Annotated in this window: 27 protein-coding genes; 8 read left to right on the top strand and 19 right to left on the bottom strand. The window is 28.7% G+C overall.

The genetic code is table 11. The features are described from left to right. Positions 1-406 precede the first annotated feature (406 nt). The 4 genes from B3W71_RS05160 to pckA all read right to left on the bottom strand — a co-directional run bounded on the left by B3W71_RS05160 (position 407) and on the right by pckA (position 5183). Positions 407-1186, bottom strand: a complete 780-nt coding sequence (locus B3W71_RS05160) for a serine hydrolase (RefSeq protein WP_346887872.1) — start codon at positions 1184-1186, stop codon at positions 407-409. A gap of 310 nt (positions 1187-1496) precedes the next feature. Further along, on the bottom strand, positions 1497-2318 hold the full coding sequence (locus tag B3W71_RS05155; RefSeq protein WP_346887871.1) for an undecaprenyl-diphosphate phosphatase: 822 nt from the start codon (positions 2316-2318) through the stop codon (positions 1497-1499). 16 nt (positions 2319-2334) lie between these two features. Next, positions 2335-3432, bottom strand: a complete 1098-nt coding sequence (locus tag B3W71_RS05150) for a hypothetical protein (RefSeq protein ID WP_346887870.1) — start codon at positions 3430-3432, stop codon at positions 2335-2337. Between the two features lie 176 nt (positions 3433-3608). Beyond that, on the bottom strand, positions 3609-5183 hold the full coding sequence (pckA, locus tag B3W71_RS05145) for a phosphoenolpyruvate carboxykinase (ATP) (protein WP_346887869.1): 1575 nt from the start codon (positions 5181-5183) through the stop codon (positions 3609-3611). A 435-nt stretch (positions 5184-5618) separates the two neighbouring features. On the opposite strand from pckA, the gene B3W71_RS05140 reads away from it, so the two are divergent. Together B3W71_RS05140 and B3W71_RS05135 are read left to right on the top strand one after the other, a co-directional pair. Beyond that, positions 5619-6968 (top strand): Mur ligase family protein, encoded by a 1350-nt coding sequence (locus tag B3W71_RS05140; RefSeq protein ID WP_346887873.1) that lies wholly within the window; start codon positions 5619-5621, stop codon positions 6966-6968. A gap of 15 nt (positions 6969-6983) precedes the next feature. Beyond that, a complete protein-coding gene (locus B3W71_RS05135) occupies positions 6984-7706 on the top strand; it encodes a type 1 glutamine amidotransferase (RefSeq protein ID WP_346887868.1) in 723 nt (240 codons plus the stop codon). A gap of 72 nt (positions 7707-7778) precedes the next feature. Here the strand turns inward: B3W71_RS05135 and B3W71_RS05130 are convergent, their stop codons facing one another. From B3W71_RS05130 to B3W71_RS05100, 7 genes are all read right to left on the bottom strand, one after another. After that, on the bottom strand, positions 7779-9038 hold the full coding sequence (locus tag B3W71_RS05130) for a helix-turn-helix domain-containing protein (protein WP_346887867.1): 1260 nt from the start codon (positions 9036-9038) through the stop codon (positions 7779-7781). Between the two features lie 15 nt (positions 9039-9053). Next, on the bottom strand, positions 9054-10367 hold the full coding sequence (locus B3W71_RS05125; RefSeq protein ID WP_346887866.1) for a helix-turn-helix domain-containing protein: 1314 nt from the start codon (positions 10365-10367) through the stop codon (positions 9054-9056). A 225-nt stretch (positions 10368-10592) separates the two neighbouring features. Further along, the gene (locus tag B3W71_RS05120; RefSeq protein ID WP_346887865.1) at positions 10593-10763 is read right to left on the bottom strand and encodes a hypothetical protein; all 171 of its coding nucleotides are present in this window, start codon (positions 10761-10763) and stop codon (positions 10593-10595) included. A gap of 181 nt (positions 10764-10944) precedes the next feature. Continuing rightward, positions 10945-11850: a ribonuclease H family protein gene (locus B3W71_RS05115; protein WP_346887864.1), complete on the bottom strand. Its 906-nt coding sequence runs from the start codon at positions 11848-11850 to the stop codon at positions 10945-10947. Positions 11851-11875: 25 nt separating this feature from the next. Further along, a complete protein-coding gene (locus tag B3W71_RS05110) occupies positions 11876-12892 on the bottom strand; it encodes a YkvA family protein (protein WP_346887863.1) in 1017 nt (338 codons plus the stop codon). A 142-nt stretch (positions 12893-13034) separates the two neighbouring features. Then, positions 13035-14093, bottom strand: coding sequence for an HD-GYP domain-containing protein (locus B3W71_RS05105; protein ID WP_346887862.1), 1059 nt, complete (start codon positions 14091-14093; stop codon positions 13035-13037). A gap of 20 nt (positions 14094-14113) precedes the next feature. Next, on the bottom strand, positions 14114-14512 hold the full coding sequence (locus B3W71_RS05100; RefSeq protein WP_346887861.1) for a DUF6762 family protein: 399 nt from the start codon (positions 14510-14512) through the stop codon (positions 14114-14116). 89 nt (positions 14513-14601) lie between these two features. Here B3W71_RS05100 and B3W71_RS05095 point away from each other — a divergent pair, with 89 nt between their 5' ends. Then, positions 14602-14943 carry a hypothetical protein gene (locus B3W71_RS05095; RefSeq protein WP_346887860.1) on the top strand — a complete coding sequence of 114 codons (342 nt, stop codon included), beginning with the start codon at positions 14602-14604 and terminating at the stop codon, positions 14941-14943. Positions 14944-15076: 133 nt separating this feature from the next. Here the strand turns inward: B3W71_RS05095 and B3W71_RS05090 are convergent, their stop codons facing one another. Together B3W71_RS05090 and B3W71_RS05085 are read right to left on the bottom strand one after the other, a co-directional pair. Next, on the bottom strand, positions 15077-16531 hold the full coding sequence (locus tag B3W71_RS05090; RefSeq protein WP_414631982.1) for an aminoacyl-histidine dipeptidase: 1455 nt from the start codon (positions 16529-16531) through the stop codon (positions 15077-15079). A gap of 27 nt (positions 16532-16558) precedes the next feature. Beyond that, entirely contained in the window at positions 16559-17110 is a 552-nt protein-coding gene (locus B3W71_RS05085) for a manganese efflux pump MntP family protein (protein ID WP_346887858.1), read from the bottom strand. A 217-nt stretch (positions 17111-17327) separates the two neighbouring features. Between B3W71_RS05085 and B3W71_RS05080 the strand changes: the two genes are divergently transcribed. Continuing rightward, positions 17328-18266, top strand: a complete 939-nt coding sequence (locus B3W71_RS05080; protein ID WP_346887857.1) for a magnesium transporter CorA family protein — start codon at positions 17328-17330, stop codon at positions 18264-18266. Between the two features lie 151 nt (positions 18267-18417). Continuing rightward, positions 18418-19092, top strand: coding sequence for a DUF4397 domain-containing protein (locus B3W71_RS05075; RefSeq protein WP_346887856.1), 675 nt, complete (start codon positions 18418-18420; stop codon positions 19090-19092). Positions 19093-19298: 206 nt separating this feature from the next. Here the strand turns inward: B3W71_RS05075 and B3W71_RS05070 are convergent, their stop codons facing one another. The 4 genes from B3W71_RS05070 to B3W71_RS05055 form a co-directional block, all read right to left on the bottom strand. Next, positions 19299-19754, bottom strand: coding sequence for a PadR family transcriptional regulator (locus tag B3W71_RS05070; protein WP_346887855.1), 456 nt, complete (start codon positions 19752-19754; stop codon positions 19299-19301). 6 nt (positions 19755-19760) lie between these two features. Continuing rightward, positions 19761-20609: a DegV family protein gene (locus B3W71_RS05065; RefSeq protein WP_346887854.1), complete on the bottom strand. Its 849-nt coding sequence runs from the start codon at positions 20607-20609 to the stop codon at positions 19761-19763. Positions 20610-20751: 142 nt separating this feature from the next. Continuing rightward, complete coding sequence (locus B3W71_RS05060; protein WP_346887853.1) at positions 20752-20979, bottom strand: DUF1450 domain-containing protein; 228 nt, start codon at positions 20977-20979, stop codon at positions 20752-20754. A gap of 140 nt (positions 20980-21119) precedes the next feature. Then, the gene (locus B3W71_RS05055) at positions 21120-22058 is read right to left on the bottom strand and encodes a metal ABC transporter solute-binding protein, Zn/Mn family (protein WP_346887852.1); all 939 of its coding nucleotides are present in this window, start codon (positions 22056-22058) and stop codon (positions 21120-21122) included. A gap of 252 nt (positions 22059-22310) precedes the next feature. Between B3W71_RS05055 and B3W71_RS05050 the strand changes: the two genes are divergently transcribed. Together B3W71_RS05050 and B3W71_RS05045 are read left to right on the top strand one after the other, a co-directional pair. Next, entirely contained in the window at positions 22311-22970 is a 660-nt protein-coding gene (locus tag B3W71_RS05050; protein WP_346887851.1) for a metal ABC transporter ATP-binding protein, read from the top strand. Then, positions 22957-23757, top strand: coding sequence for a metal ABC transporter permease (locus B3W71_RS05045; RefSeq protein WP_346887850.1), 801 nt, complete (start codon positions 22957-22959; stop codon positions 23755-23757). Before B3W71_RS05050 ends, B3W71_RS05045 begins: the two co-directional genes overlap by 14 nt. A gap of 72 nt (positions 23758-23829) precedes the next feature. Here B3W71_RS05045 and add read toward each other — a convergent pair whose 3' ends face one another. Beyond that, positions 23830-24822, bottom strand: coding sequence for an adenosine deaminase (gene add / locus B3W71_RS05040; RefSeq protein WP_346887849.1), 993 nt, complete (start codon positions 24820-24822; stop codon positions 23830-23832). Between the two features lie 403 nt (positions 24823-25225). On the opposite strand from add, the gene B3W71_RS05035 reads away from it, so the two are divergent. Continuing rightward, complete coding sequence (locus B3W71_RS05035) at positions 25226-25879, top strand: TVP38/TMEM64 family protein (protein ID WP_346887848.1); 654 nt, start codon at positions 25226-25228, stop codon at positions 25877-25879. An 80-nt stretch (positions 25880-25959) separates the two neighbouring features. Here B3W71_RS05035 and B3W71_RS05030 read toward each other — a convergent pair whose 3' ends face one another. Next, the gene (locus tag B3W71_RS05030) at positions 25960-26730 is read right to left on the bottom strand and encodes an ABC transporter ATP-binding protein (RefSeq protein WP_346887847.1); all 771 of its coding nucleotides are present in this window, start codon (positions 26728-26730) and stop codon (positions 25960-25962) included. Between the last annotated feature and the right edge of the window lie 4 nt (positions 26731-26734).

Below are 26734 nucleotides of genomic sequence, written 5' to 3'. Positions count from 1 at the left end.
TTCATTATCATCGATTACTTCCGACGACTCTTATTACTTTACCAGATAATTTCTTATCTGTCAATAACTTTCTTAAGAAGTTTTTTCTTAAGTTTTATTGATGCTTCATCGCTTCGTTCAGCGACAAGACATATCTTATCACGATATGATAGCTTGTTCTTTTACAATAATTTCATTACATCAAATTAAATAGATTTATCTTTAATTTACTTATAATTTCTATATAATTCTACTAGTGATACACTTGGAAGCATTGTTATTATATTCATATATGTATTTACAATTTTCAAAATAAAACTCTCTTTATATCTTTCATTAAATCCCTATAATATCGAAGTTTAGCCTAAAAAATAAAGAGTAAGGATAAAATCCTCACTCCTTACTTCAATATCCTATATTATTTTTATTATTTCCAATCTTTATCGATAATATCAAACATCATTTTCCCAACTCTTGTTAAAGAACTAACCCCATAAACATTAGATGGTAAATTTCTTGACATAACAACAAATACAAAATCACCTTTTTCTGAATTTAATAATACAATATCATTTTCTATTCCTTCTAAACTTCCAGCTTTATGAGCTGTTTTAGCTTGAAAATCTTTAGGCCAATAAAATGGCAATCCTGTAGTTAATTGATTTCTTCTAATTACTTGTAAAATAAATTCGCTATGTTCTTTACTTAACACTTTTCCAGTACTTAATAGAGCTAAACCTTTACATAAATCATAACTTGTAGTTATATTTTCATTTTCAAATTCTTCTTTTTCACCAGATGGATATTTGTTTATAATGGTAGACGTTAATCCCATGTCATGTACAATACTATTTATTCTTTCTTTACCTATAATGTTTATAAGCTTACAAGCTGCTGTGTTGTCACTTTGAATAAGCATAGCAACTATAAGTTCTTTAATACTGTACTGTCTTCCTTCTAATTCATGTATAATACCAAAAGAACCTGAAACTTTATCATCATTTGTTATACTTACTAATTGCTTTAAAGATATATTATTACATTCCACTTCTTTCATTACAGCCATAGCAATAGGAAGTTTAATACATCCAGCCGCTACCATTTTAAGATTTTCATTAAACCCATAAGTGTAGTCACTTTTCAAATCTGCAAAATAAAAACTATATTCCCCTTCTCTTGTCTCTAAATAACGTTTGATCTCTTTCATACATACCCTCCACATGCCAAATGGTAATATCGATTTATAACTAGCTATATTATAATTTCCTTTATATATTATGTCAAATTTCTGACTATTGTAAAAAAACAATAAAGTGATACACTTTTTAATGTTATATCCCTTTATTGTTTATACTATATAGATTAATATATTACATTTTTATCTTGTATCACTTATATATATATATATAAGTCCTTTAATGTGTTTATATAAGCTATCATAATAATTGTTTTCTAAGCTTATATTTACAAATACTTAACCAATTTATTTTTATTAAATTATATATTAATTTAAATAGCTACATAGCTATCATTCCCAAACTTCCAAATACTAATAATATTACACCTAAAATTATTCTATAATAAGCAAAATTTTTCATAGGTTTCTTCTTAAGATAGTCTATAAACCTTTCTACACAAACTAAAGCTGATAAAAAAGCAACTATAAATCCTACTGCAAGAACTATTATCTCACCTCTATTTAGAATATTGCCATGCTTAAATAGTTTTAATCCTGAAGCCCCTACCATTACGGGAATAGCTAGAAAAAATGAAAATTCAGTAGCTGTTACAGTAGATAATCCGCTTATCCACCCTCCTATTATCGTTGAAGCTGATCTAGACATACCTGGCCACAGCGCTAAACATTGGAATACCCCTACACTGAAGGCTTGCGGAAATGTGATATAATCTACATCTTTCGTCTTTTCTTTACCTTTAAAATATCCTTCAGTTAGGAGCATTAATACAGCTCCAACTATAAGCGCTAGAGATACAGTAAATGTATTAAATAGATACCTATCAATTCTATCTTCAAACAATATACCTAATACTGCTGCAGGAATACAGGCAACCATTATATTTATCCAAAATCTAACAGAATCTTTCTTTAGTCTAAATACACCTAAAATAGATGAAAATATCTTTTGTTTATACAATACTACAATAGCAAGAATTGCCCCAAGTTGAATTACTATCGAAAATAGATTTGCAAACTCTCCTGTAAAATCTATCATATCACCAACAATTATCATATGCCCTGTTGATGATACAGGAATAAATTCTGTTACTCCCTCAACTATAGCTACTATTATAGCTTTAAACAACAAAACAAAATCCATCCTTTTCCCCTTTCTATTATTTCTTTATAACTATCTGTCGTAAGGGATTAACTCCATCTAAGGAGATCTCTATAGTAGTAACACCTTTTTCTATAGATAAGTTATAATAAGTATCAACCTTAATAAACTCTCCCTGATTTATTCTAACATAAAACTCTTCCATCATTACGCTATTCATAAATGCACCTAAAGTAAACTTAGTATAATTTTCGTCATCATCCTTTATATTCTTTTTAGCAAATATAATAGTAGGAATTTCATCTGACTCATCATTCACATATTCCTCATAAGGGCTAATACTAAATAAAGACTCATTATCTACAAATATAGTCGGTGGAATATATCCTTGTGAAGCTTCTAATTGTACATCTTTAATATCTTTTATATAAGTTATATGTGAATTTATTATAGATCTCTCATACTTACTATTATCAACCCTTATACTATAGGTACCTAGATATTTATTCAATGACTTTATAGACTTTTTCTCTAAAGCTCTATCTTCATCACTACTAACTTTAAGTTGTGCTAGATCTTCATTTAGCACTTGAATCGCACTTAGTGGTTCGTCACCTTTTTTAAAATATCCACCTGTAACTGCATCAAACATTATCCACTTATTAAAGTTAGAATCCCATACTTCTAATACAGAATAGTTTCCATCTAATCTATATTCGCCAATTCTAACCTTTATACCTATGGAAGATAACAATTCCTGAAGTATAGTATTATAATCCTTTTGTGAAACCTTTTTTTCTGATGTTAAAACACTCAAAAGTTCCTCAGCATCTTTATTGGTATCCATATTAGATAAAGCAACTTTCCTTTTTCCATATAGCCACTTATTTATATCTATACATTTCATAATTTCGCTGGAATTTTCATCAACTAAAGTATCTACATTATATTTACTTTTCAAAGTAGCTATTTCTGCTACAGAATCATCAATGTAATAAAACTTTATATTATTTCCAGAATATAGATTGTCCCACTTATCTATTTTAGTAGTATAGTTGCCTTCTCCATCTCTTTGGCCTAACATCCAAAATCCTATAATACTTAACATTATAACCAAAATACCTAATCCTATATTTCTCCTTTTTCTAACTTTCAACCCATTACTCTCCTTTACATCCAAAATACTATTATATTTATATTTTATTATAAACTTTTTTCCTATAAAATAAAAGTTTTCTAAAATAAGTTATGTATTTATACTAAGTCCATAAATTTTATTGTTTTTCTGCTTAAAAGAAGAGAAACTCTATAAAACTAGAGTTTCTCTTTTCATTAATTATTATGCCCAGGTGCAGCCTTTAATATCTCTTCACTAACGTTGTCAAACTTTTTAAAGTTCTCATGGAATTGATTAATAAGTTCGCCTACTTTTTTATCATAATCTTCTTTATCTGCCCAAGTATTTCTAGGTTTTAATATTTCAGATGGCACATTTGGAACTACTTTAGGAATAAGAACATTGAAATTATCATCCTTTTCAAACTCTACATTTCTTAAATGACCTTCTACCGCAGCTTTAACCATAGCTCTTGTATAAGTTAAATTCATTCTTTTACCTACACCATATTCTCCACCAGACCATCCAGTGTTAACAAGATAAACTTCTGTATTGTTTTTAGTAATTTTTTCTCCTAAAAGCTTAGCATATACTTCTGGTTTCATAAGCATAAAAGGTTCACCGAAACAAGCAGAGAATGTAGCTTTCGGCTTAGTTATTCCTCTTTCCGTACCAGCTAGTTTACTAGTATATCCTGACATAAAGTGGTACATAGCAGCTTCTTTAGATAACTTAGATATAGGAGGTATTACACCAAAGGCATCTGCAGTTAAGAACACTACAGTATTAGGATTTCCACCTACACCACTTATTTCTACATTATCAATAAACTCTATTGGATATGCTCCCCTAGTATTTTCAGTTAAGGAATCATCATCAAACATAGGTCTGTTATTTTCGTCCAATACTACATTTTCTAATAATGCTCCAAATTTTAAAGCATTATAAATCTCTTTTTCTTTTTCCTTGTCTAACTTAATAGTCTTAGCATAGCATCCACCTTCAAAGTTAAATACGCCTTCATCGCACCATCCATGCTCATCATCACCAATTAACTTTCTATCTGAATCTGCAGATAAAGTGGTCTTTCCTGTTCCAGAAAGCCCAAAGAATACAGCGGTATCACCATCTTCTCCTATATTAGCTGAACAATGCATTGGGAATACTCCTTTTTTAGGTAGTAAAAAGTTCATTATTGAGAATATTGACTTTTTAATTTCTCCTGAATATTGAGTTCCACCTATTAAAACAATTTTCTTTTCAAAATTCACTATTATAAAAGCCTCTGAATTTATTCCATCTTCTTTTCCTTTGGCTTTAAATCCTGGTGCTACAATTACATTAAACTCTTGTTTAAAGTTTTCTAATTCTTCTTTTTTATATCTTCTAAATAATTGATTAGACATCAAAGCTTCTGACGCATATTCATTAACTACTCTTATACTCATGCTATATTCTTTCATAGCTCCAACATAACCATCAAATACATATAAATTTTTATCAGCTAAATAATCTATAACTTGTGAATATAGATTATTAAAAATTTCTTCTTCTATAGGTAAGTTAACTGCTCCCCAATTAATTAAATTATTAATACTTTCGTGTTTTACAATAAATCTGTCTTTAGGAGATCTCCCTGTATATTTTCCTGTTTTTACGACAAGAGCACCACTATCAGCAAGAGTTCCTTCTCCATTTCTAATAGCATGAGCAACTAATTCAGCATAACTTAAATTTCTATATGTCTCCTTGCTAGTATTAATCCTTAAATCATTTAAATTAAAATCCATTTTACTACCCCCAAATATCTTCTAGGAATTAATGTAACACATTTTTTTAATTTCCTAATATTATAATACTACTTTTTCAATAAAATGCAATAAAAATTTTATTTTTTGCTATATAATTATATTCATCTTCTTCTTATTGCAAGTTCAAATTCATTATACTGCACTTTTGATATTTAAACCTCATATAGTATATCACTTTAATTAAAAAAGAACTCATTTTCTTCTCTTTTTTTAATCTTATTAATATTTGAAATCATTATCTATTTTTCCTTCCTAGAATGATGCCATTAATCTAGATATATGTTATAATATAAAATTGATATATCATTAAACATAAGACATATTTGGCTTATTGTTATTAATTATATTTTTATATAATTATTTATGTTTGTTTATTAAAATAATTTAGGAAAATATTTAAAGGATGTGTGAAAAATTAAGATTAATTCATTTATAGCCATAGTTGCTTCAAAAATTGTACTAAAATTAAGTACTAAACTCTTCAAAGGCGGCTCAAACTTTCCTGGTAAAGTAGCTTTAGCCTTAGATAAAAATATATTATCTACAGTTGCTAAGGGATATAAAGTAATTTTAGTAACTGGCACCAACGGTAAAACAACAACTACTAGCATGATTTATAACATTCTTGTTAAAGACGGAAAAAATGTTATAACAAATAATACTGGTGCTAATATGAATACTGGAATAGTAGCATCTTTCATTTCTAACTTCAAATTTTCTAATAAAAATAGAGATATGTATGCAGTTATAGAAGTTGATGAAGCTTACCTTAAGTTCATAACAGAAAGTGTAAAACCTGAAATAATTACTGTAACTAATTTATTTAGAGATCAGTTAGATAGATATGGAGAGGTACATACTACTTATAATAAGATTTTAGAAGGTATACATAAATCTCCTAAATCTCTTCTCGTATTAAATGGTGATGAATCCCTACTTGGCAAAATCAACGCAGATAATCCTGTGGTTTATTATGGGTTTAATGTTCCTATCAAAGAGAATACAATTTTAAATGTGAATGCAGACAGCAAGTTTTGTAAATTTTGCAAAACTCCTTATAGTTATGAGTTTATTACTTACAACCACCTAGGCAAATACTTTTGCACAGATTGTGGTTATAAAAGACCTGAGCTTAAATATCATGTAGATGCAATAACATCCTTAACTGCTGAAGGCTCAGAGGTTATTATCAACGAAGAAAGTTATTCTGTAAATCAATCCGGGGAATATAACATCTATAATTCTCTTTGTGCATTATCCGTAGCAAGAGAATTATGTGTACAACCAAATTCAATTAAGGTATCTTTACAAAATCAAAAGAGCAGTTTTGGAAGGCAAGAAACTATAAATATAAATGGCAAAGAACTAAAAATAATTCTTGTAAAAAATCCTGCTGGCTATAATCAAGCCATAAATACTTTACTTCTTAATGATAAACCTATAGATTTGGCATTGATGTTAAATGACAATTATGCTGATGGTACAGATGTTTCTTGGATATGGGACGTAGATTTTGAAAAATTAAATTCATTAGAAATAAATGATATTATAGTTTCGGGTATACGACTTTATGATATGGCTGTAAGGTTAAAGATTGCTAATCTTAAAGAAGAAAACTTTAAAATCTGTGAATCAGATGATGAGCTTATAAATAATATAATAAGTGCTAAGTCAGAAACTACCTATGTACTTGTTACATATACAGCTATGTTGCATCTTAGAAAGTTATTACACAGTAAAGGATATATAAATAAAATTTGGTAAGGTTAAGGTGAGTTTATGGAAATTAATATATGTCATTTATACCCTGATTTATTAAATGTTTATGGAGATGTGGGAAATATCCTAATTCTTAAGCATAGAGCTGAGAAAAGAGGCATAAATGTTACAGTAAAAAATATATCAATAGGCGATGAATTCAACGCAGATGACTTTGATATAGTATTCTTTGGTGGAGGTCAAGACTATGAACAGTCCATAGTATCTAAAGATCTATTAGAAACTAAAAAACAAGGAATTACTGATTACATAGAATCAGGAAAAGTATTTATATGCATCTGCGGCGGATATCAGCTTCTAGGAAAAACCTATGAAACTTCCACTGGTGATATTCTAGAAGGATTAGGTGTATTAGATATTTACACTAAAGCATCTAATGAAAGATTAATAGGCAATTCAATCATATATAATGAACTTTTTAACGAAACCTATGTAGGATTTGAAAATCATTCTGGTAAAACTTATATTGGAGATTTAACACCCCTAGGTGTAGTAAAATATGGATTTGGTAATAATGGTGAAGATAAAAAAGAAGGCTGTATTTATAAAAACACTTTTTGCACTTACTTTCACGGAAGTTTACTATCTAAAAATCCAGAACTTGCAGATAGACTTTTATATTTAGCTATCCAAAATAAGTATGGTGACATAGAACTCTCACCTCTAGATGATACCTTCGAAATGAAAGCTAAAAATCACATTATGGGTAGATTTATTAAATAAAAATTAAGAGTATCTATTATTGTTAATAGGTACTCTTTTTATATTAAAACTCATACTTATAATTCTTTATGTTTAATAAAAACTTTTTTCTTCTTTAAATGCTAAACTAAAATATTTAATAGAATCATTAACATTTCCCATATCATGATACATATTTCCTATCTTCATATATCTTTTACATATTTCACTTTTAGTTCCATATTTCATTAAAGCATCTAAAGAAAGCATCATATAAGTCTCAGCCATTATATAATTCTTTTTCTTTTCAAATATTATTGCTTTATAGTAATATGCTTTTTCCATTATAGGAGTAAGTTCTAATTCAATAGATAAGTTTAACACCTCTTCTATATAATCTAAAACTAAATCATAATGGCCATACCTTATCAAACTTTTAGCACCCACAATTAAAAATTCACATAACTTCTCTTTATTATTCCTTGGATACTCACTTAATGCCTTCTCTACATATTCTAAAGCTTCATCGTTAATTCCATTTTCAAACATAGCTTTAGCTAAATCATAGTAAGCCCTTGCTTTTTTATCTAACAAGGTATCATATCTTTTTAATGCTTGCTCTTCATAATATTTAACTTGATCTCCACCTAAATAAATTTCTATTATAGTTAACACCTTGTATATTTCTGCATTTACATACTCATTTTTATTAAATAGAAGTATTTCTTTTAAATCTTCACTAACTTCCTTTGCTTTATTGATATTATTGCACATTATATAAATTACTACTTGATTATAAGTCGCCTTTATATATTCCACTGAATCCTTTTTGTCTAGTTCAATAAGTTTTTTTCTTACTGTTGATATATAGCTGCCTGCTTGAGAATATTCGTTATTAGTATACAAATATTTTGCTATATACATGTAATAATTAATATGCAAAATTTCATCTTTTGATTTTTGACATGAGTTATAATATCTAGGTATAGTAGTGCTTAGTTCTGCTGACATACCATGATTTAAATAATACTCAAAGAGTATCTGAAATAGTTTACAACTTAAATCATAATAGTGATATTTCTCTGCATAATCTACGTTATACAGCACATCTTCTAAAGAAATTAAAGGCGTTGCATCGTTAAATTTATCAACGTTTGCTTCTATTTGTTCTCTCACACCATGTTTTAAATAATCCATATCTAATCCAAGCTTATCCACAATAATTTCTAGAATCCAATCTTCTGGTTCAACCTTATTATTTTCTATGCAGCTCATTTTAGAAACGGAAATTTTATCTTCACATATATCTTTTAAAGTTAGACCTTTATATATTCTGGTCCTCTTTATTTTTTCTCCAGCCGATAATATTTCCATAGCTATCCCCCATTTTTAAAAATCCGTTAAGCATTTTGTTTGTTCAAGAATCTTAACCCCTTCGTCTAAATATTTTCTTGCTTCCTCGTCTCTTCCTAAGTCCATATAAAATTTCCCTAAGGTAATAGCAATTTCAGCACTTTCCTTATGATAATTCATTTTTTCTGTATAGCTTAAAGTATCTATCAAAGTTCGTTCTGCTTCTTCATATTTTTTCTCTAGTAATTCGATCTTATATTTAAGAATATGATACTTACACATTAATGTACAATCTGTTACATTTAAATCTTGCATATTTATTACTATCTGCTCTAACACTTTTTTTGCATTAACTTCATCTTTTAATTTTATATAGTTATTACAAATAAGCATTAATGTATTGACAGTAGACTCTTCCGGAAGTCTTTCTTTAATATTCTTAGCATATAAAAGATGACTGAAAGATCTATCTACATATCCATATTCCGAAAATAGCTCTCCTAGTCCACACATTAAATCTGTAATTAAAAGATTTTGTTGCCTATTTCTAAAAAGACTTAAACTTTTTTCAGTGTAAGCAATTGCTTGGTTTAAGTTACACTCATTAAACCTTTCTTGCCCAATCTTCATAAAGGATTCTCCATAATTTCTTGAATCATTTAACTTTAAAAGTTTTTCTTCAGCATATTTCATATACTCAATTGCTTCTTTGTCAATTCCCATTTTATTGAGAGTTTTGCTTATATAATAATATACTTTACCTATTGCAACCTCATTATATACATCACTTTCTTCAAATACTTTTTCTGCTTGTTGAAAATAGCTATAAGCAGAATGATAAGCATTAAGTTCAAGAGTAATTTTCCCTAGTAATATAAAAACTTTAATAATTTCGTCACTACAGTTATATTTAATATATATATTATTGGCTGAAAGTAATAACTCTTGAGCTTCATCATACTCTTTTTTCTTTTCATGTATTAAAGCTTTTAAATACAAATTAGTTGCCATATTTAACTCAAGACCATATTTCCCAATATACTCAAATGAATCTTCTAACGCCTTCCATGCTACCTCTAAATTATTGTTTAATATATTAGCTTCAGCAATATTTTGATAATATATACAAATTTTACTAGCTTGTGTTTCTTCTGTCTCCATAAGGTGTTCTACTGAAACCTTTAATGCACTTGCTAAATATTCTAACAAGTCCATGCTAGGATTAGATTTACCTGATTCAATTAAACTTATTTGACCAGCAGTTATTCTATCTCCAGCCAGATTCTTTAATGTTAAATCAAGCTCCTTTCTCCTTTTTTTAATTTTCTCCCCTAAAGATAAAATTTCCATAAATTCATCCTCTTCTCTTAGCAAATGCTTTCTAAATACTTTTAGATAATTACACCTCTATATTGTATCATAAACTAACAAAATACACAAAAATAAATGCTCTAAAGTTTTATTAAATATACCTATTTTAATAAAATTTGTAATCTTATATTATTTTCTTGTAGTATTATATTGAGTTTTGTTCTTTTAAGCATAAAAAGAGCTAGAGCAGATAATCTGCTCTAGCTATCTTAAAGGCACCATTGCTCTCTCTAGCATATCCTCAGCTCTATGTTGAAATTTCTTAGCCCTTTTCCTTAATTTTCTTTTAGTCTTTCCGTTCATTGAAGGCATTATGCAACTAACAGCTAAAGCTAAACTTGCTATCAACACCATCATTTTTAATAACATTTTCATAAAACACACATCCCTTCTTATTCTATACCTATCTACTCAAAACATCTTAAAATTTTCACATCAATAAATAATAATATAAATTACATTAATACTTACTGATAAATAGTAGATTCTAAGTATATTTATAGGATGCACATATTTATAATTTATATGCCTAAAATTCTTGTTTAGTATAATAAATTTATATTAATCTTTCAATTAATTCTAATATAATCTTATCCCTAACCCCTACAGGCAAGTCTCTCAAATATTTCGCCCTTTCACTTTTATCTATGCCACTTAAATATTCTATCATATTTATAATTTTATATTTAGTTTCAATCTTTTTATTATTATCTACACATATAACATTCTCAATATTCTTTTTAACAATTCTAGAAAGTTCTTCCTTTATATCAATAGTAGCTACTTTTATAATGATATCTCTAACAGCTTTATCGACTACAGAATCTGATTCCACTCCTGCACCATCTTTAGCTAATTCGTCTGCAATATCATTATATAGGTCATCAGTATGACTATCTACCTTAACAAATATAATATTTATATTTCCTTCTTTTTTTAACTTATTAATAGCCTCATAGTATTCTTTAGATAAAATTGAATTTCTTTCCCAAGCACCTGTTGCATGCTGACAAACTCCAGCATAATCATAAAATAACACTATCTCTTTATAATCATTGTCTAAAGCATATTTTACTCCTTCAATGGCAGCCTTTAATTCTCCATTTACTTGTCTTTGATTACATTCCTCATTCTTACCTCCACCATAGTTAACATGAGTAATTATATCATTATCAACTACAAGTAAACCATATCCAAATTTCTCTGTAGATGTGTTATAGCTACCATCCACATATATGTGTGGTACATCTGAAGGATAATGATCTACACCTTTTTTTAACTCTGAATTGCTATCTAAATAATCTTTTGCATCTTTCTCTGTGGAAAAACTCTTATATATAGCTCCTTTAGCTCCTTTTACATAAGAAAGACACTCATTCCAACTTGTAACAATAATATTATTAACATCAACATTATTCTTAAAGTCTCTTCCCTTTTTTATTGCATAATATTTAGTTGCCATAATAACTCCTACCTTAAAACTGGATTTATTTAGTAAAAAATGCTATGGTCTTTTTCATAGTTATTCTTACTATATCCACCATTTTCTTTATTTCTTTTGCTCCAAACTTATCATTTAACAACGCCATAGCTTCTCTAGATATCTCTATAATATTACTCTGTCCCTCCCAGTTATCAAGAACCACTTCTTCTGGAATATCATAAAGTACCTTTTGAAGAATAAAAAATGTTACTGCTAAATCATCAATTTTTCCTATAATAGGCAATGCATCTGGTAACATGTCTAAAGGAAATAAAAGATATCCCAATGCTATAGATATATTGAATTTTATTTCTTTTGATACTCTTTCATCCTTATATAATCTCATAAATAAAGCAATTATATCTGGTATAAGTACCACATATGAATACAATTTTTCATGTTTCGTAGAAATTCTTTCTTTAAACTCTTTTCTAAACCTTCTATAAGTATATTCTCTAGAATTATCTATTTTTTTTTTGCTGCACTCTATTTTTGAAATTTTGCCTTCTTCTTTACACTTTTTTTCACTACTATTGTTAATATCTTCATTAGATTTATCCTTTTCATTTTCAAAATTAAAGTTACTAAGCTCTGCTTCAAGTCCATATGGAACTATAGATAAGTTTTCCAATTTAAAGTCAACCATAGGTATAACCTTACACAATTTATATAAATCTATATTTATCATATCATCAGTAAATTCTATTCCTAAATCAATAACCTTTGAACTAATCACCTTTAATGCTACATTTACAATACCTCTGTATATTTTAAGACTTTTTACATTAATTTTATCTATACTTAAATATAGTTTATTATTTTCAACTTTATTTATTGATATATCAACAGAAAAAGGGATAGATACTCTATGTTTATACCTTCCAACTACGTTAATATTTTTATCAATTAATATCTTGTCAATTGTAAGGCCTTCCACTAATACATAATCTCTTAATATATCTGTAACAATACTGTATAAATCTTTTTCTGTTATCGTAACTTTTATATTGGATATCTTCATTTTAATTCCCCCATTTATATTTTAGTCATGCTATAAAATATATCACTAAATATATTTAAATTTTTATATTAAAACAAAAAAGGACATACCTAAATTATACATCATAATCAAAAACAGTACATCCCTTAATTACATAGTTCTATTAAATTACATATTGAACAACTAGATTAATTCTTTCCAGTAAGTTAATTTCATAAAATTCCACTGTTTTTTTTGTCTCATGATCATACAAGACTCTTATTACCGGCCTATCTGGAAATCCTTTATTTTGCCTTATAACGTATCCCTCTACTCCATTAGAGAGCTTTACACAACATCCTAATGGATATACTGAAAATGTTTCTTTAAAGCTATGTACTAATTTCTCATCAAATTGACTTCCGGATCCTGAAAGTATAAGTTCATAGGCTTGACTGGGTTCAAGTTTTTTTCTATAGCTTCTATTACTAGTCACTGCATCATATACATCACATATTCCTACTATCTTACCAAATCTTGAAATTTTCTCACCTTCTAACCCATAGGGATATCCTTTGCCATTAACTTTTTCATGGTGCTGTTCTACTCCTTTAATGACATCAACAGAAATTTTATAATTTCTGCTCAATATTTCTCCACCATAAACTGGATGTTTCTTCATAACTTCAAATTCTTCATTTGTAAGCTTTCCATTTTTATTAATTATATTTGCAGGTACTTTTATTTTTCCTATATCATGTAACATTCCACATATGCCCAGTTCTCGTACTGACCATTTTTTCATTCCAAGACTCATACCTAAAAACACTGACATAATTCCTGTATTTATACTATGAAGAAATGTGTAATTATCATGAGTTTTTACATCATTCAAACTTTTATTCACATCGCCGATTTCCATTATGTAATTTAATAACTGATCCATAATACTTAAACATTCATCCCCAGCTGAACCAGCCATGCTTCCCACACCTCTTGATATGTTTTTTAGACTTTTCATAGTAGCTTGCTTTAATATTATTAATTCTTCATCTACTACATCTATATCATCCAAGCGCTCATCTTCAATATAAACATAATATACTCCTAATTCATCAAGCCTTTTTATGTACATACTGTTAAGCCTTATACCAGCTTTTAGTAATATTCTTCCATCTTCACTATATACATGTTTCCCTAGTATATCTTTATCTTTAACTCTATCTATATATTCTAATCTCATGATTTCCCCCGAATTATGTACTATTTATATTCTACACTTTTCCCTTCTATATCATTAAGAGCTTTTTCCATCTCTTCCTTAATCTTAGTACATATATTGTTTAATCTATTGTTTAGTATATTATGATCTTCATCGTAATCAAAAGTAACAATCCATGTAGGATTAAATTCCTCATCATAAGGTTCTATAGATTTTACTATATCACTGAAGCTTTCTTCATCAAATAGGTCATATATAGCTGAGAATTCCCAATCCTCTACATCTTTATTAGTATCGAAATATAAATTTACTTTTTCTCCATCATAAAATAATTTAGTAATATATTCTGCTCCATCATTGACCTCATAACTTCCAAGCTCCTTAGTGAAAAATTTTGTCTCTTTATCTTTTTCCATTAACACAATAGCCGAAAAATCCATTATTATATCCTCCTAATCTTTATGTAATTTATTTACATCTTTGTAGCGCAATGTTATAATCTGTTTATATTCTTAAAGGGGTGTGAATTATGGCTCATTTTAAAAAAACTAATAAATTTAAAACTCTTTTCTTTCTATCTTTAATTATTATGATTATTACTTCTATATCTCTTTTTGCATACTCTAACGTAAAGTGTAGAAATTTAGATTATGCTATAGAGAAATATTCAACTTCTGGACTTTTTAATAAATATAAACTATACTCCTTAGAAAATTCAAAAATTAAATTTTCAGATGGTAGTGTATGTATAGCAGAAGTAAATGGCATAGAAGGAAAAAGTCCTTATAAAACCGTAACTTATACCCTTCGTCTAGTAAAGCATAAATCAGGCAAATGGAAGGTATCTGAATTTTCACCAAGCAATAACTAATTAGTTTACTATAAGTTAGTTTACATCATAATACCCATTTTAGTATACCTTAGTAACCATAAATATACAACAATATATAACACTCCCCTTAAGATAATATTTATTATTACCTTAAGGGGAGCACTTATTCTTTCTACTCTATTTCTTCTAATACACTTAATAGGTAATCATACATTCTATCTAGTGAAGAAATACTTATATGTTCATCTGGTGTATGAACATCAAAAATATTTGGTCCAAATGAGATTTGATCCATATTTCCATCGAATTTATCTCCAATTAATCCACATTCAAGACCTGCATGAATTGCAGATATTTCTGCCTTCTTGCCGAATTTTTTTTCGTAAGCTCTCTCAAATATACCTCTAATTCTTGAGTTTGGATTATATTGCCACTCAGGATAATCTGACTCAAGTTCAATAACACAATTCATTATTTCTGCAAGTACTGTCATTTGATCTACTATTGATTTCTTTAAAGAAGCTACTGAACTTCTAACTGCACTATCAAATTCTACAGCTTCAGCAGTAGTAGTCACTACACCTACATTAGTAGAACTTTGAACTAATCCTGGTATCGCCATACTCATAGTTTGAACTCCATTTGGTAATAAAAATAATGTTCTTATTACCTTTTGTCTAGTATCATCACAGAATACTTTATCAATGGAATTTGTAGATTCACAAGTTAATTTTAAGTCATCATCTATACCTTGTAACTCATTTGCAAATATAGAACTCCATTCTTTTACTTTTCCTTCAACCTTAATTACATCTTCTGGTCTTACAGCTATAGTAGCATCTGCTTCTCTTGGAATAGCATTCATTTTAGCTCCTCCATTTAAAGAGGCTAATTTAAAGTCTACAACTGAATTAAGATCCATTAAGAATCTTCCCATCATTTTATTAGCGTTTCCTCTTTCTTTTTTGATTTCCATACCAGAGTGTCCGCCTTTTAATCCTCTTATTTTAATAGCTAAAGAATTATAGTTTTCTGCTACATTTTCATAATTTGTTGGTACAGAAAACTTAACTCTAACTCCACCAGAACAACTTACTAAAAGTACTCCTTCTTCCTCAGAGTCTATATTTATTAGTATTCTTCCATTTAAATGTTCTGGATGTAAATTTGTTGCCCCACCCATTCCTGTTTCTTCTTCAGTTGTAATTAACACTTCTATAGCAGAATGAGCTACTTCTTTACTATCAAGAATTGCAAGGGCATATGCTACAGCAATCCCATTATCAGCTCCAAGGGTAGTTCCATTAGCCTTTATAAAGTCACCATCTATAATAAATTCGATTGGATCTTTTTCAAAATCATGCTTAGTGCCTTGATTCTTTTCACAAACCATGTCCATGTGACCTTGTAAAATTACTGTTGGAGCATTTTCATAACCACTAGTAGCTGGTTTCTTAATAATCACATTTAGCGATTCATCTTGTATAACCTCTAGATTTCTATCCTTAGCAAACTTAACTAACCAATCACTAACACCTTTTTCATTACCTGAACCTCTCGGTATTTCATTCATCTCCTTAAAAAATTTGATTGCCTCAAAGCTTTTTAAGTTCTTTAATGTTTCTATCATTTTACTCATCCTTTCCTTCTTTCCTTAAAAGAAAATCGTCTTTAATCCAAATAGAATTAAAATTATACCTCCTATATAATCCGCATATTTTCTTAATATATGGATTTTTCCTAGATACTTAGCTATTATGAATGCTAATATGCTCATAAAAAATGTTATCATACCAACAATAGCAGTAAAGAGTGTTAGGGTTATCATACTTTCGATCCCCGAGAAAGCAATAAATCCAATAACTATTGCATCTATACTTACAGATACCCCTAATATAAAATACATTTTGAAGGTCAAAACAATATTTTCTTCTTTTTCTGTCATACCTTCCTTTATCATAAGTATACCAACTATTGCAATTACTATTCCTCCCATAATTGCAGGAACAGAAGCAATGTTCTCTGTAAATATTTTGCCACCGAATCCTCCTAATATAGAAAACAAAAATTGGAAAAAACCAAAAGAAATTGCAAAGGATATCTTTTGTCTCGCTTTAGCTCTCTTATTTAGGCCAATAGCTATTGCAACACCAAAAGCATCTAATGAAACTGCTAAGGCTATCAATAACAATTCTTCTATTGCCATAAAAGACCTCCCATCAAATACATTAATTTAATTGTCTCATAAATTTCTATTATCAATATAGTATGAATATTATTATTATAATTCTAACTTTCCAAAATTATGATTATAAATTAAATTATTTGTACTATAATAATTATTACTTTTAAATACACAGTTGTCAATTAGAAATATCGTGTTAAAATATATTCATGAGTTTTTATTTTATGAGGTGATACAATTGATTACAATATTAAAAAGCAATACCTCCGGCCTTCTTACAGAAATTGATTCTATAGAACATGGCTCTTGGATTAGTATGATTAATCCATCTGATGAAGAGGTTCTTCTTATTACGCAAAAACTTAATATTCCTCAGGATTTTATAAGGGCTGCATTAGACGAGGAGGAAGGTTCTAGAATAGAATTTGAAAATAATGCTACTCTTGTAATTATAGATATTCCATTCACTGAAATTGACGATAATTCACTAACCTATGATACATATCCATTAGCAATAATATATACGGAAAGTGTAATTATAACTGTATGTCTTAAAAATAGTCCTGTATTATCTGACTTTGCATTGGAGAAAATTTCTTCATTCTATACTTTTAAGAAAGTTAGATTTATGCTTCAGATATTATATAGAGCATCAAATTATTATTTGTTATACTTAAGGCAAATAAATAAAAAGAGTTTATTAATTGAAAAAACCCTCTACAAATCCTTGAAAAATAGAGAATTAATACAATTATTTGCTCTTCAGAAGTCCTTAGTATATTTCTCCACCTCTCTAAAATCTAATGATTTAACTTTTGAAAAACTTTTGAAACAAGAAATTCTTACAAAGTATGATGATGATAGAGATATTTTAGATGATGTTATGATAGAAAATCGTCAAGCTATAGAAATGTGTAATATATACAGTGATGTCCTCACTGGCACTATGGATGTTTTTGCTTCTATAATTTCTAACAATCAAAACCAAGTAATGAAATACTTAACTTCTGTAACTATAGTTATTTCTATTCCAACCTTAATATCTGGACTTCTAGGTATGAATGTAGGTGGAATACCCTTTTTCAATTCATCTGATGGCTTTTTCTATATGTGTATAATTGTGGCACTAATAACTATAGCTGTAATAATATACCTTAGAAATAAAGATATGTTTTAAATAATATATAGATAATTGAACCTAGGTATCTAATCATTGATTAATACTTCATATTAGATACCTAGGTTTTCTATTAGCTTTTTCTTTTTGTAACATTACTCAAATCCGTTTCATATACTATATTTGAAAATATTTTTATATGAGGTATATAATGGACTATATTAAACTTCCCTTTGATATTTCTACAAGAAAAGAAAATAGGGTTGATTCTGAAGATAATATGTCAGCCTATGTAAGACTTGTTCACATTGCAGCTAGAGCTCCTGATTTAGATTTTTATGTAAATGATAAATTAACAGTCCGCTCTCTAGTATACAGAGAATTTACTGAATACGTTAAACTTCCGGCTGGAACCTATAACATAAAAGTATATAGGGCTAATAATAGGGATTTTCCATTAGCAAATGTAGATATTTTTATCGCACCTAGAAGTGTAACTACTATAGCTGCTTATAGACAGAGAAGTAAATTGAGCTTATATCCTGTAGGTGAGATTCCATTAATTTCTCCAACTAAAGGTAAAGCCAAAATTAGATTTGCTCAATTCATTGAGAATATTCCACCAATAGATGTAGTGCTTTCTAATGGTACTGTACTATATAGGGGTGTAAACTTTAAAGACATAACAAATTATATAGAATTACCTATTGGTAGATATACCATGATATTAAAATTAGCTGATACAGATATTGATATGTTATATGTTCCAAATATAAATCTTAAATCTGACAAGTATTATACTCTTTATTTAATCGGCTTAGTTAATAACTTTCCATCACCACAGATGTTAATTCCATTAGATGGTATTAGTTATTTGAATATATAAGTTTTATACATTTATACTATCAGCTCTAACTGGATAACCCTTTCACATAATTTAAAGGGGCTGTAGCACTAAATAATTAGTGCTACAGCCCTTATAATTGCTCTCCACTTTATTAAATTTAAATCACTAGTTCTTAATATCTTTATATCTTCAGAGTTATGTCATAAGCTGTATATTTACTATCACCTTGAATAAATTTACCCTTCTCAATCATATAAATCTTCTTTTATTATTTTAAATACTTCTAAAGCCTCTTCTATATTTGGTTTTAGTAGCATTTTCTTATGTTCAAACTCTTTAATTCCAGCATCAGTGATTTTATATATCTTCTGGGATTTTTTGCCTTCATCCCAACTACCTTCAATAAATCCTTGCTTTTCCATTTTTTTAAGTAAGGGGTATATTCCACCTGTACTTGGTATCCAAAATCCATTAGTTCGTTTTCCTATTTGGTGAGATACATCATTACCATTAGTAGGTCCTTGAGCTAATATATAAAGTGTGTATATAGGCAATAATCCTTTAGTAAATACTTGACCCACTGCTTCATTTTCTGTCTTTACCTTTCGAAGCTCTTGTAATTTTCTTTTATATTCTTCATAAAGCTTCTTTTCTTCTGCCTTTATACCACTTAAATCTTTACCTAATTCATCTTCAACCATATCGACCTACTCCCTTTCATAGAGAAGTACTCCTATGAACCCTGGTCCTGAATGAACTCCTGATACTGGACTTAAATAACCTCCAAAATTTACGAGGCTAGCATTTTCATGTGCTTTAAACTTTTCTACTAACATCATAGCCTCTTCCTCTGCCTCACCATGCATTATATGAATATCATATTTTTTATCATTTAATTTAGATACACCAATGCTGTAAACTTTATTTAAAGATTGTTTTCTTCCTCTAACCTTTGCATAGGTATAATATTCTCCCTCTTTATCTACACTTACAATAGGTTTCAAATTTAAAAATTGAGCTATAGTTCCAGCTACCTTTCCAATTCGTCCTCCTCTAATAAGATATTCTAAAGTTCCTATAACAAAATATATCTCTATTCTATCATTTATTTTAGGAAGCTCTGCCACTATTTCATCAAAACTCTTTCCTTCTTTAATCATTTCTGCTGCTTCTTCAATAAGTATAGTCTCACCCTTAGAGATAGACTTTGAATCATGAACATAAGTCTTAATTTCGGGATGATCCTCTGACATTAGTTTAATGGCATTATTAACCCCTGATAGTTTTGAAGAAATTGTTACTACAATAGCATGAGTATATCCTTCTTTTTTTAAACTTTCAAACATTTCCTCCATATCTCTCATGGATGGTAATGAAGTAGTTGGGGCATTAGTTTCTAGAGTATCATATATATATTTAGAAGTAATATCTACTCCATCACTATATTCCCTATCTCTATATATTATTTTAAACGGTAATACCTTTACATTATACTTATCTACTATATCTTCAGTAATGTCGCTAGCACTATCTGTAATTAAAGCTATTTTTTCCATAATTCTCACTCCCATATGCGTTCTATTATTATTATATATCAATAGTGAGTATATTATCAATAGTGATATATCATAAGTGCTAATATTATATGCAATTTTCTTAAATCTATTTATTTTTAAACTTCTAACTTATTTTTATATACTAAATTCTATCAACTTCCTCTTTAATAGCGTTTAAAACATTTTCTAAGGTATCATTCTCTACAAGGACTCCATCTACCCTTGCAATGTACTTATAACTACACAAATTGCATGCTCCTATACACATGTTTTCTGTTACCTTGTGCTCATCCCCAAGAATCTTTTTTAACCCTTTAACTAAATGTTCTTGCCCCTCATTACATTTACATGTGCTAATTTTCTTTCCCATATTTCATTTATCCTTTCAACTATATAATTATAATATATAATTATATACTATAGTCTTTCATTTACAATTGCTACTAAATCTTATTTCATGTAAAACAATAGGTGCATATCAAAGTACACACCATATTTCATATTATATATTTATTTTTCACTACTCATAGCATTATATATAGTTTCCACATTATATTTTAAAGTATCAGAAAAGGATTTTCCCTCTTCTCTACTATGAAGAGTATATATTTGTTTAGTTTCTCCTCCAACTTCCTTGGCTAATGTGTTTGAAAGCTGAGGACTTACCAATTCCTCTACAAAAATAGTTTTTATATCATTTTCTTTGCAATACTCTATAAGGTTTTGCAGTTCCTTTGGAGATGGCTCACCTTCTGCAAATATACCTTCTATGCTTTTTTGTGCAAGACCAAGATCTCTACATAAATATCCAAATGTGGCATGGCCTGTAACAAAATTTTTATTTGTCATCTCATTAAATTTAGGTGTATATTCATTTATTAGTGAATCTATTGATTCATTAAAGCTATTAAGATTTTTCTCATAATAATCTTTATTTTCAGGATCCTTTTCTACTAAGGCATTTTTAATATTTTCTCCCTGAATCTTTGCTGTAGTTAGTCCTAACCAAGTATGTGGGTCCTTTCCTGAGTGGTTATGTCCCTGATGGTCCTCTTCTCCTTCTTTCTCCACGTCCTCAGCATTTATAAGCTCTATACCCTTACTAGCTTCTACAGTTATTAACTCTTTGTTGCTTATAGCTGTCTCTACATCCTCAATCCACTCTTCCATTCCAGCTCCATTATATATAAATATATCTCCCTCTTCTATGGCTTTCATATCTTTAGCTTTAATATCAAAGTCATGAGGCTCGCTACCTTCTGGTATGATATTTTTTATACTAACTCTACCTCCACCTATTTCTTCAGTTAAAGCCTTCATTCCGTAAAAGGAAGTAACCACCTTTATTCCTTCATCATTATGTACATTATCTTTTGAATTCTTATTAGAGCACGCCACCAACGTGATAATCAGCAAAATTAGTGTCCCTAAAATTTGTACTCTCTTCATAATTTCCTCTCCTTCAATTAAAAATAATTTTCATATGAGCATAATTATATCTGTTTGCGTTTACTATCGACGCTGATCTAGGACTATACTAACTCTAGTCAGTGCTAATAATTTACATATACTATATTAAAATATTATCATTTTAAAGAGAAAACATTCATAAAATCTAATTTTATATTAATTTATTTAAATTTATGACTATATTATGTAAAATTATGGGTAAACTTATAATGATAGAAGGGAGGCATAATAATGATAGAAATTAAAAATCTATGTTTTTCATATAATAATTCTCAAAATTTTCTCATTGATAATCTATCACTGACCATTGATAAAGAAAGTTATGTATCCATAATCGGTGCCAATGGAAGTTGTAAAAGCACCTTAATAAAACTAATTTTAAATCTACTTACTCCTCAAAAGGGAGATATTCATTTAAACTCAAAAAAAATTGGATATGTTCCTCAAATGTTTGAAAGTTTTAATAGCTCTTTCCCTGTAACTGTTTCGGAAATACTTAATGCCCATAGGAACGTTCTTAAGATTAAAGATAAAGAGTCAATAAACGAAGCTCTAAGAAAAGTTGGGATGCTTAAATATAAAAATTCCCTTATTGGAAACTTATCTGGAGGTCAAAAGCAAAAGGTCTTTATTGCAAGAGCTATATTAGCTAACGAAGACATATTAATTCTTGATGAACCTTCAACAGGCGTTGATAGCAAAAGTATGAAAGAAATTTATGGATTCATCGCTTCTTTAAATAAAAAAAATGGAGTTACTGTTATATCTGTAGAGCATAACTTAGAAGCAGCTCTTCAAAATTCAACCCATATTCTTACCATGGATAATGGTGCTGGAACTCTATATACCACCGAAGAGTATATAAGGAGGATTTCCAATGTTTCAATATGAGTTTATGCAAAATGCCCTTTCAGCTGCTATTTTCATATCCATACTATGCCCTATGGTAGGAGTTTTTCTAGTGCTTAAGAGACATTCAATGATAGGTGATACATTAGCTCATTCAGCCTTTGCTGGTGTTGCTATAGGACTAGTAATGAGCTTTAATCCCATAATATGTGCCTTTATATTTACAACTATGTGTGGTTTAGCCATAGAGTATCTTAGAGATTACTATAAGAAATATGCAGAGCTTATTCTTTCCATAATTCTCACCTTTAGTGTAGGTGTTGGAATTACCCTTATAAGTACTGGAAAAGCTAGTGGAAATGTTAATAACTACTTATTTGGAAGCATACTAACTGTCACTAAAATAGATCTAATTATTATGGTAATTCTTAGTTGTATATCTATTATATTTATATACTTTTTATATGATAGACTTCTTTATACTACCTTTGATGAGGAAGGCGCTAGAATTTCTGGTGTTAACGTAAAAGCAGTGAATTACATATTTTCTTTATTAGTTGGAGCTACCATCTCCGTTTCTATACGTATAATGGGTATTCTTGTAATGTCATCAATGATTGCACTACCTGTAGCTACTGCTCTTCAACTAAATAAAGGCTTTAAACCAACTCTACTATTATCAATTCTTTTCGGATTTATAGATATAATATTAGGTCTTGTTTTATCCTACATAATAAATTGTGCTCCGGGTGGTACTATAGCCTTGACCTCCGTTTTTGTATTGATAGTAATTATTATATTCAAATCTTCATTTAAATCTAAAAATTAAAATAAAAATAGCTATAATTCTTAGGTATTCCTTAAAATTATAGCTATTTTTATATTACTATAAAAAATATATTTATATTAAAGTTTTTAAATACGCCTTAACTTCTTCTGTTGCAAAGGTAGCATCTACAGAATCATTATATATTTTTTTATAATCCTCATGGGTCATGTTTACAACCTTATCTATGCTTTTACACTCACCAGTTATATTAGTAGCAGAAACAGTCCTATTATCTGTATTAAAAGAAACTCTTATCCCATCTTTATAAAATTTAAATAATGGATGCTCTTCATAACTTTTAACGGCCTTTGTTTGCATGTTACTAGTTGGACACATCTCCAAAGTTACATTATTTTCTTTAACTAAATCATAAGCTTCTTTAAGATCTTTTATAGCCACTCCATGTCCAATTCTCTCTGCATGAAGTAATTTGATTGCATCTACTACATTTAATCCTATACCTGTTTCCCCTGCATGTATAGTAACTCTATATCCATATTCTCTAGCTATACTTATTACGTCTACAAATTCTTTAGCAAAACCTTCATTTTCAGCTCCGGCAAGATCCACAGCCACTACACCTTTATCTAAGAATTTCTTTCCAGCCTCCACTACAGTAGCTGCACTATCAGCCCCTCTATGTCTTAAACAAGATAAAATTAGATTAGCCTTTATATTAAAATCCTTTTCACCCTGTTTAATTCCATCTATAACACTTTCTATAACTTGTTCTATTGTTAGCCCATTTTCTGTATGTAAAACTGGTGCATATCTAATTTCTATATATTTTACATTTTCCTTAGCAGCATCCTCTAAAAGTTCATAAGTGATTCTTCTTAAACTTTCTTTGCTTTGCATTATTTTTATAGGAAGATTAAACCTATCCAAATACTCTACTAATGATTTACACTCTAATGGTGCCTCTAATAAACCTCTTAATTGATTTAAATCATAGGTTGGTATTTCTATATTTTCTTTAGTAGCTATATCTAATATGGTTTCAGGTCTAACACTTCCATCTAAATGACAGTGTAATTCTATTTTTGGTAATAATTCAAAGTCCATACCTCATACCCCTTTCTATTTTGTTGTATATTATCACATTATGATTTAAATATCAACCAGTTAGTTAAATATATGCTAACTAAAGATATTTTTTAACATATTGTATTGAATACATACTTTTAATAAAGAAGGTTACTATATTTCCCCTTCATAAAAGATTTAATTTAAATTTTTGCATACTTAAAATTTTAGAATCTCATATAAACTAGTTAAATATACAAGGTGCAAAATATTAAGGTCTATAACATTTGTACAACTACTAAAAATATGAAATGTAATGTTTTTTTCAATACCTTTATTTTATTTATTGAAAATTTCTATAGTAGATTCAATATATTGACTTACTATCTTAACTTATATACTATATGGTATGGACATACTATCATTATAAGGAGGTAAAACTATGAAAAAAAATAAGAAAGTTATGATTTTATTAATAATTCTATTTTCCCTTACTATTACATATTTTATATTTTTTAGAGGATTAACTCCAGAGGCTTTAAGGAATTATATAGATAATTTTGGTTACTTAGCTCCATTAGTTTATATGCTATGCTTTACCCTATTACCAATCGCTTTTTTCCCTGTGCCAGTCCTTGCTCTTGCTGCAGGACTTCTCTTTGGATTTATTCCTGGGACTATATATACTATGGTTGGAGCAACTTTAAATAGTGCAATAATGTTTTTCATGGCTAAAGTATTGGCTAAAGATGCCGTTACTAGCTTACTACAGAAAAAGCTTCCCGAGAAGTGGAGTAGTTTTTTAGTTAATTTAGATGATAAGAAAGGATTTGGAGTTATATTTATACTAAGATTAATTCCAGCTATTCCTTATAATTTAATTAATTACGGTGCTGGATTAACTTCAATAAAGTTTAGTAATTATATGTTAGCTACTTTTCTTGGAATTTTACCAGGTACACTGGTATTTTTAAATATAGGAAATCAGGCTTTAAACATCCATGACCCTGCATTTATAGTGTCGATTGTTCTCTTAATATTATTAGCTATTTTCTCTTTAGTCCTTGGAAAAAAGATAGGTAAAACTAATTCTTGAAATAGGCTTTTATGAAATTTATGTCAACACTTAAATATATAATATTTAAAAATAAGGAACCTCTTAAATTAATTGATTCCTTATTTTTTTACATTGATAATTCTATCTGAAAAAATAATTCTTCCATCTTCTAATGTAGTAATCTCACCTAAATATTTGTCAATACAAGGTATATTTGTTACTCCATTTAAATTTTCGGCTCTATCTATTAAAGCTATATTTCCTTCAAATAAAAATGCTATCTTACTACTCATAGAAAAAGCATCTTCTTTTTCATGAGTTATCATTATAGTAGTAATTTTAAACTCCTCTTGTACCTTCATTATGTAACTTTTTATATAATTCTTTAATTTATTATCCAATCCTGTGAAAGGTTCATCTAACAAAAGCACCTTTGGTTCTACAGCCAAAGCTCTCATTAGTGCTATTAATTGTTGCTGTCCCCCAGAGAGTTGATGGGGATATTTTTTCATATGCCCTTCCATATTGAAGAATTTCACAAGAAAACTAACCTTTTCATCAATATATTTCCTTGGCAACTTTCTCATTCTTAACCCAAATTCTACATTTTCCTTGATGGTCATATGTGGAAAGAGCTGTTTTCCTTGATGTACCATTACTATATTTCTTTTTTCCATAGGTAGATCATTTATAATTTTATCATCTACTAAAACATTTCCTTTGTTAGGTAATACTACTCCTACAATGATTTTAAAAATTGTAGTCTTTCCTACTCCACTAGGTCCTAATATAGAAAAAAACTCTCCATCTTCAATAATTAAATTAATATCTTTTAGAATCTCCTTATTACCAATAGAAAAATATATGTTTTGAAGTTCTATTCTGCCCATATGA

It is taken from the genome of Clostridium sp. UBA1056 (assembly GCA_002316385.1).
Taxonomy (GTDB): domain Bacteria; phylum Bacillota; class Clostridia; order Clostridiales; family Clostridiaceae; genus Clostridium_J.
Note: the sequence above shows the minus strand (reverse complement) of the source record. Positions and strands in the feature narration are given on the sequence as shown.

Excerpts from the sequence above, each read along its gene's own strand:
- B3W71_RS05060 (WP_346887853.1), bottom strand. The coding sequence starts at position 20,979 with ATGGGAAAGAAAATTAGCACATGTAAATGTAATGAGGGGCAAGAACAT.
- B3W71_RS05085 (WP_346887858.1), bottom strand. The coding sequence starts at position 17,110 with ATGGCAATAGAAGAATTGTTATTGATAGCCTTAGCAGTTTCATTAGAT.
- B3W71_RS05095 (WP_346887860.1), top strand. The coding sequence starts at position 14,602 with ATGGCTCATTTTAAAAAAACTAATAAATTTAAAACTCTTTTCTTTCTA.
- B3W71_RS05110 (WP_346887863.1), bottom strand. The coding sequence starts at position 12,892 with ATGAAGATATCCAATATAAAAGTTACGATAACAGAAAAAGATTTATAC.
- pckA (WP_346887869.1), bottom strand. The coding sequence starts at position 5,183 with ATGGATTTTAATTTAAATGATTTAAGGATTAATACTAGCAAGGAGACA.
- B3W71_RS05070 (WP_346887855.1), bottom strand. The coding sequence starts at position 19,754 with ATGGTTGAAGATGAATTAGGTAAAGATTTAAGTGGTATAAAGGCAGAA.
- B3W71_RS05050 (WP_346887851.1), top strand. The coding sequence starts at position 22,311 with ATGATAGAAATTAAAAATCTATGTTTTTCATATAATAATTCTCAAAAT.
- B3W71_RS05160 (WP_346887872.1), bottom strand. The coding sequence starts at position 1,186 with ATGAAAGAGATCAAACGTTATTTAGAGACAAGAGAAGGGGAATATAGT.
- B3W71_RS05105 (WP_346887862.1), bottom strand. The coding sequence starts at position 14,093 with ATGAGATTAGAATATATAGATAGAGTTAAAGATAAAGATATACTAGGG.
- B3W71_RS05120 (WP_346887865.1), bottom strand. The coding sequence starts at position 10,763 with ATGAAAATGTTATTAAAAATGATGGTGTTGATAGCAAGTTTAGCTTTA.
- B3W71_RS05075 (WP_346887856.1), top strand. The coding sequence starts at position 18,418 with ATGGACTATATTAAACTTCCCTTTGATATTTCTACAAGAAAAGAAAAT.
- B3W71_RS05035 (WP_346887848.1), top strand. The coding sequence starts at position 25,226 with ATGAAAAAAAATAAGAAAGTTATGATTTTATTAATAATTCTATTTTCC.
- add (WP_346887849.1), bottom strand. The coding sequence starts at position 24,822 with ATGGACTTTGAATTATTACCAAAAATAGAATTACACTGTCATTTAGAT.
- B3W71_RS05030 (WP_346887847.1), bottom strand. The coding sequence starts at position 26,730 with ATGGGCAGAATAGAACTTCAAAACATATATTTTTCTATTGGTAATAAG.
- B3W71_RS05065 (WP_346887854.1), bottom strand. The coding sequence starts at position 20,609 with ATGGAAAAAATAGCTTTAATTACAGATAGTGCTAGCGACATTACTGAA.
- B3W71_RS05135 (WP_346887868.1), top strand. The coding sequence starts at position 6,984 with ATGGAAATTAATATATGTCATTTATACCCTGATTTATTAAATGTTTAT.
- B3W71_RS05100 (WP_346887861.1), bottom strand. The coding sequence starts at position 14,512 with ATGGATTTTTCGGCTATTGTGTTAATGGAAAAAGATAAAGAGACAAAA.
- B3W71_RS05130 (WP_346887867.1), bottom strand. The coding sequence starts at position 9,038 with ATGGAAATATTATCGGCTGGAGAAAAAATAAAGAGGACCAGAATATAT.
- B3W71_RS05125 (WP_346887866.1), bottom strand. The coding sequence starts at position 10,367 with ATGGAAATTTTATCTTTAGGGGAGAAAATTAAAAAAAGGAGAAAGGAG.
- B3W71_RS05055 (WP_346887852.1), bottom strand. The coding sequence starts at position 22,058 with ATGAAGAGAGTACAAATTTTAGGGACACTAATTTTGCTGATTATCACG.
- B3W71_RS05155 (WP_346887871.1), bottom strand. The coding sequence starts at position 2,318 with ATGGATTTTGTTTTGTTGTTTAAAGCTATAATAGTAGCTATAGTTGAG.
- B3W71_RS05115 (WP_346887864.1), bottom strand. The coding sequence starts at position 11,850 with ATGGCAACTAAATATTATGCAATAAAAAAGGGAAGAGACTTTAAGAAT.
- B3W71_RS05045 (WP_346887850.1), top strand. The coding sequence starts at position 22,957 with ATGTTTCAATATGAGTTTATGCAAAATGCCCTTTCAGCTGCTATTTTC.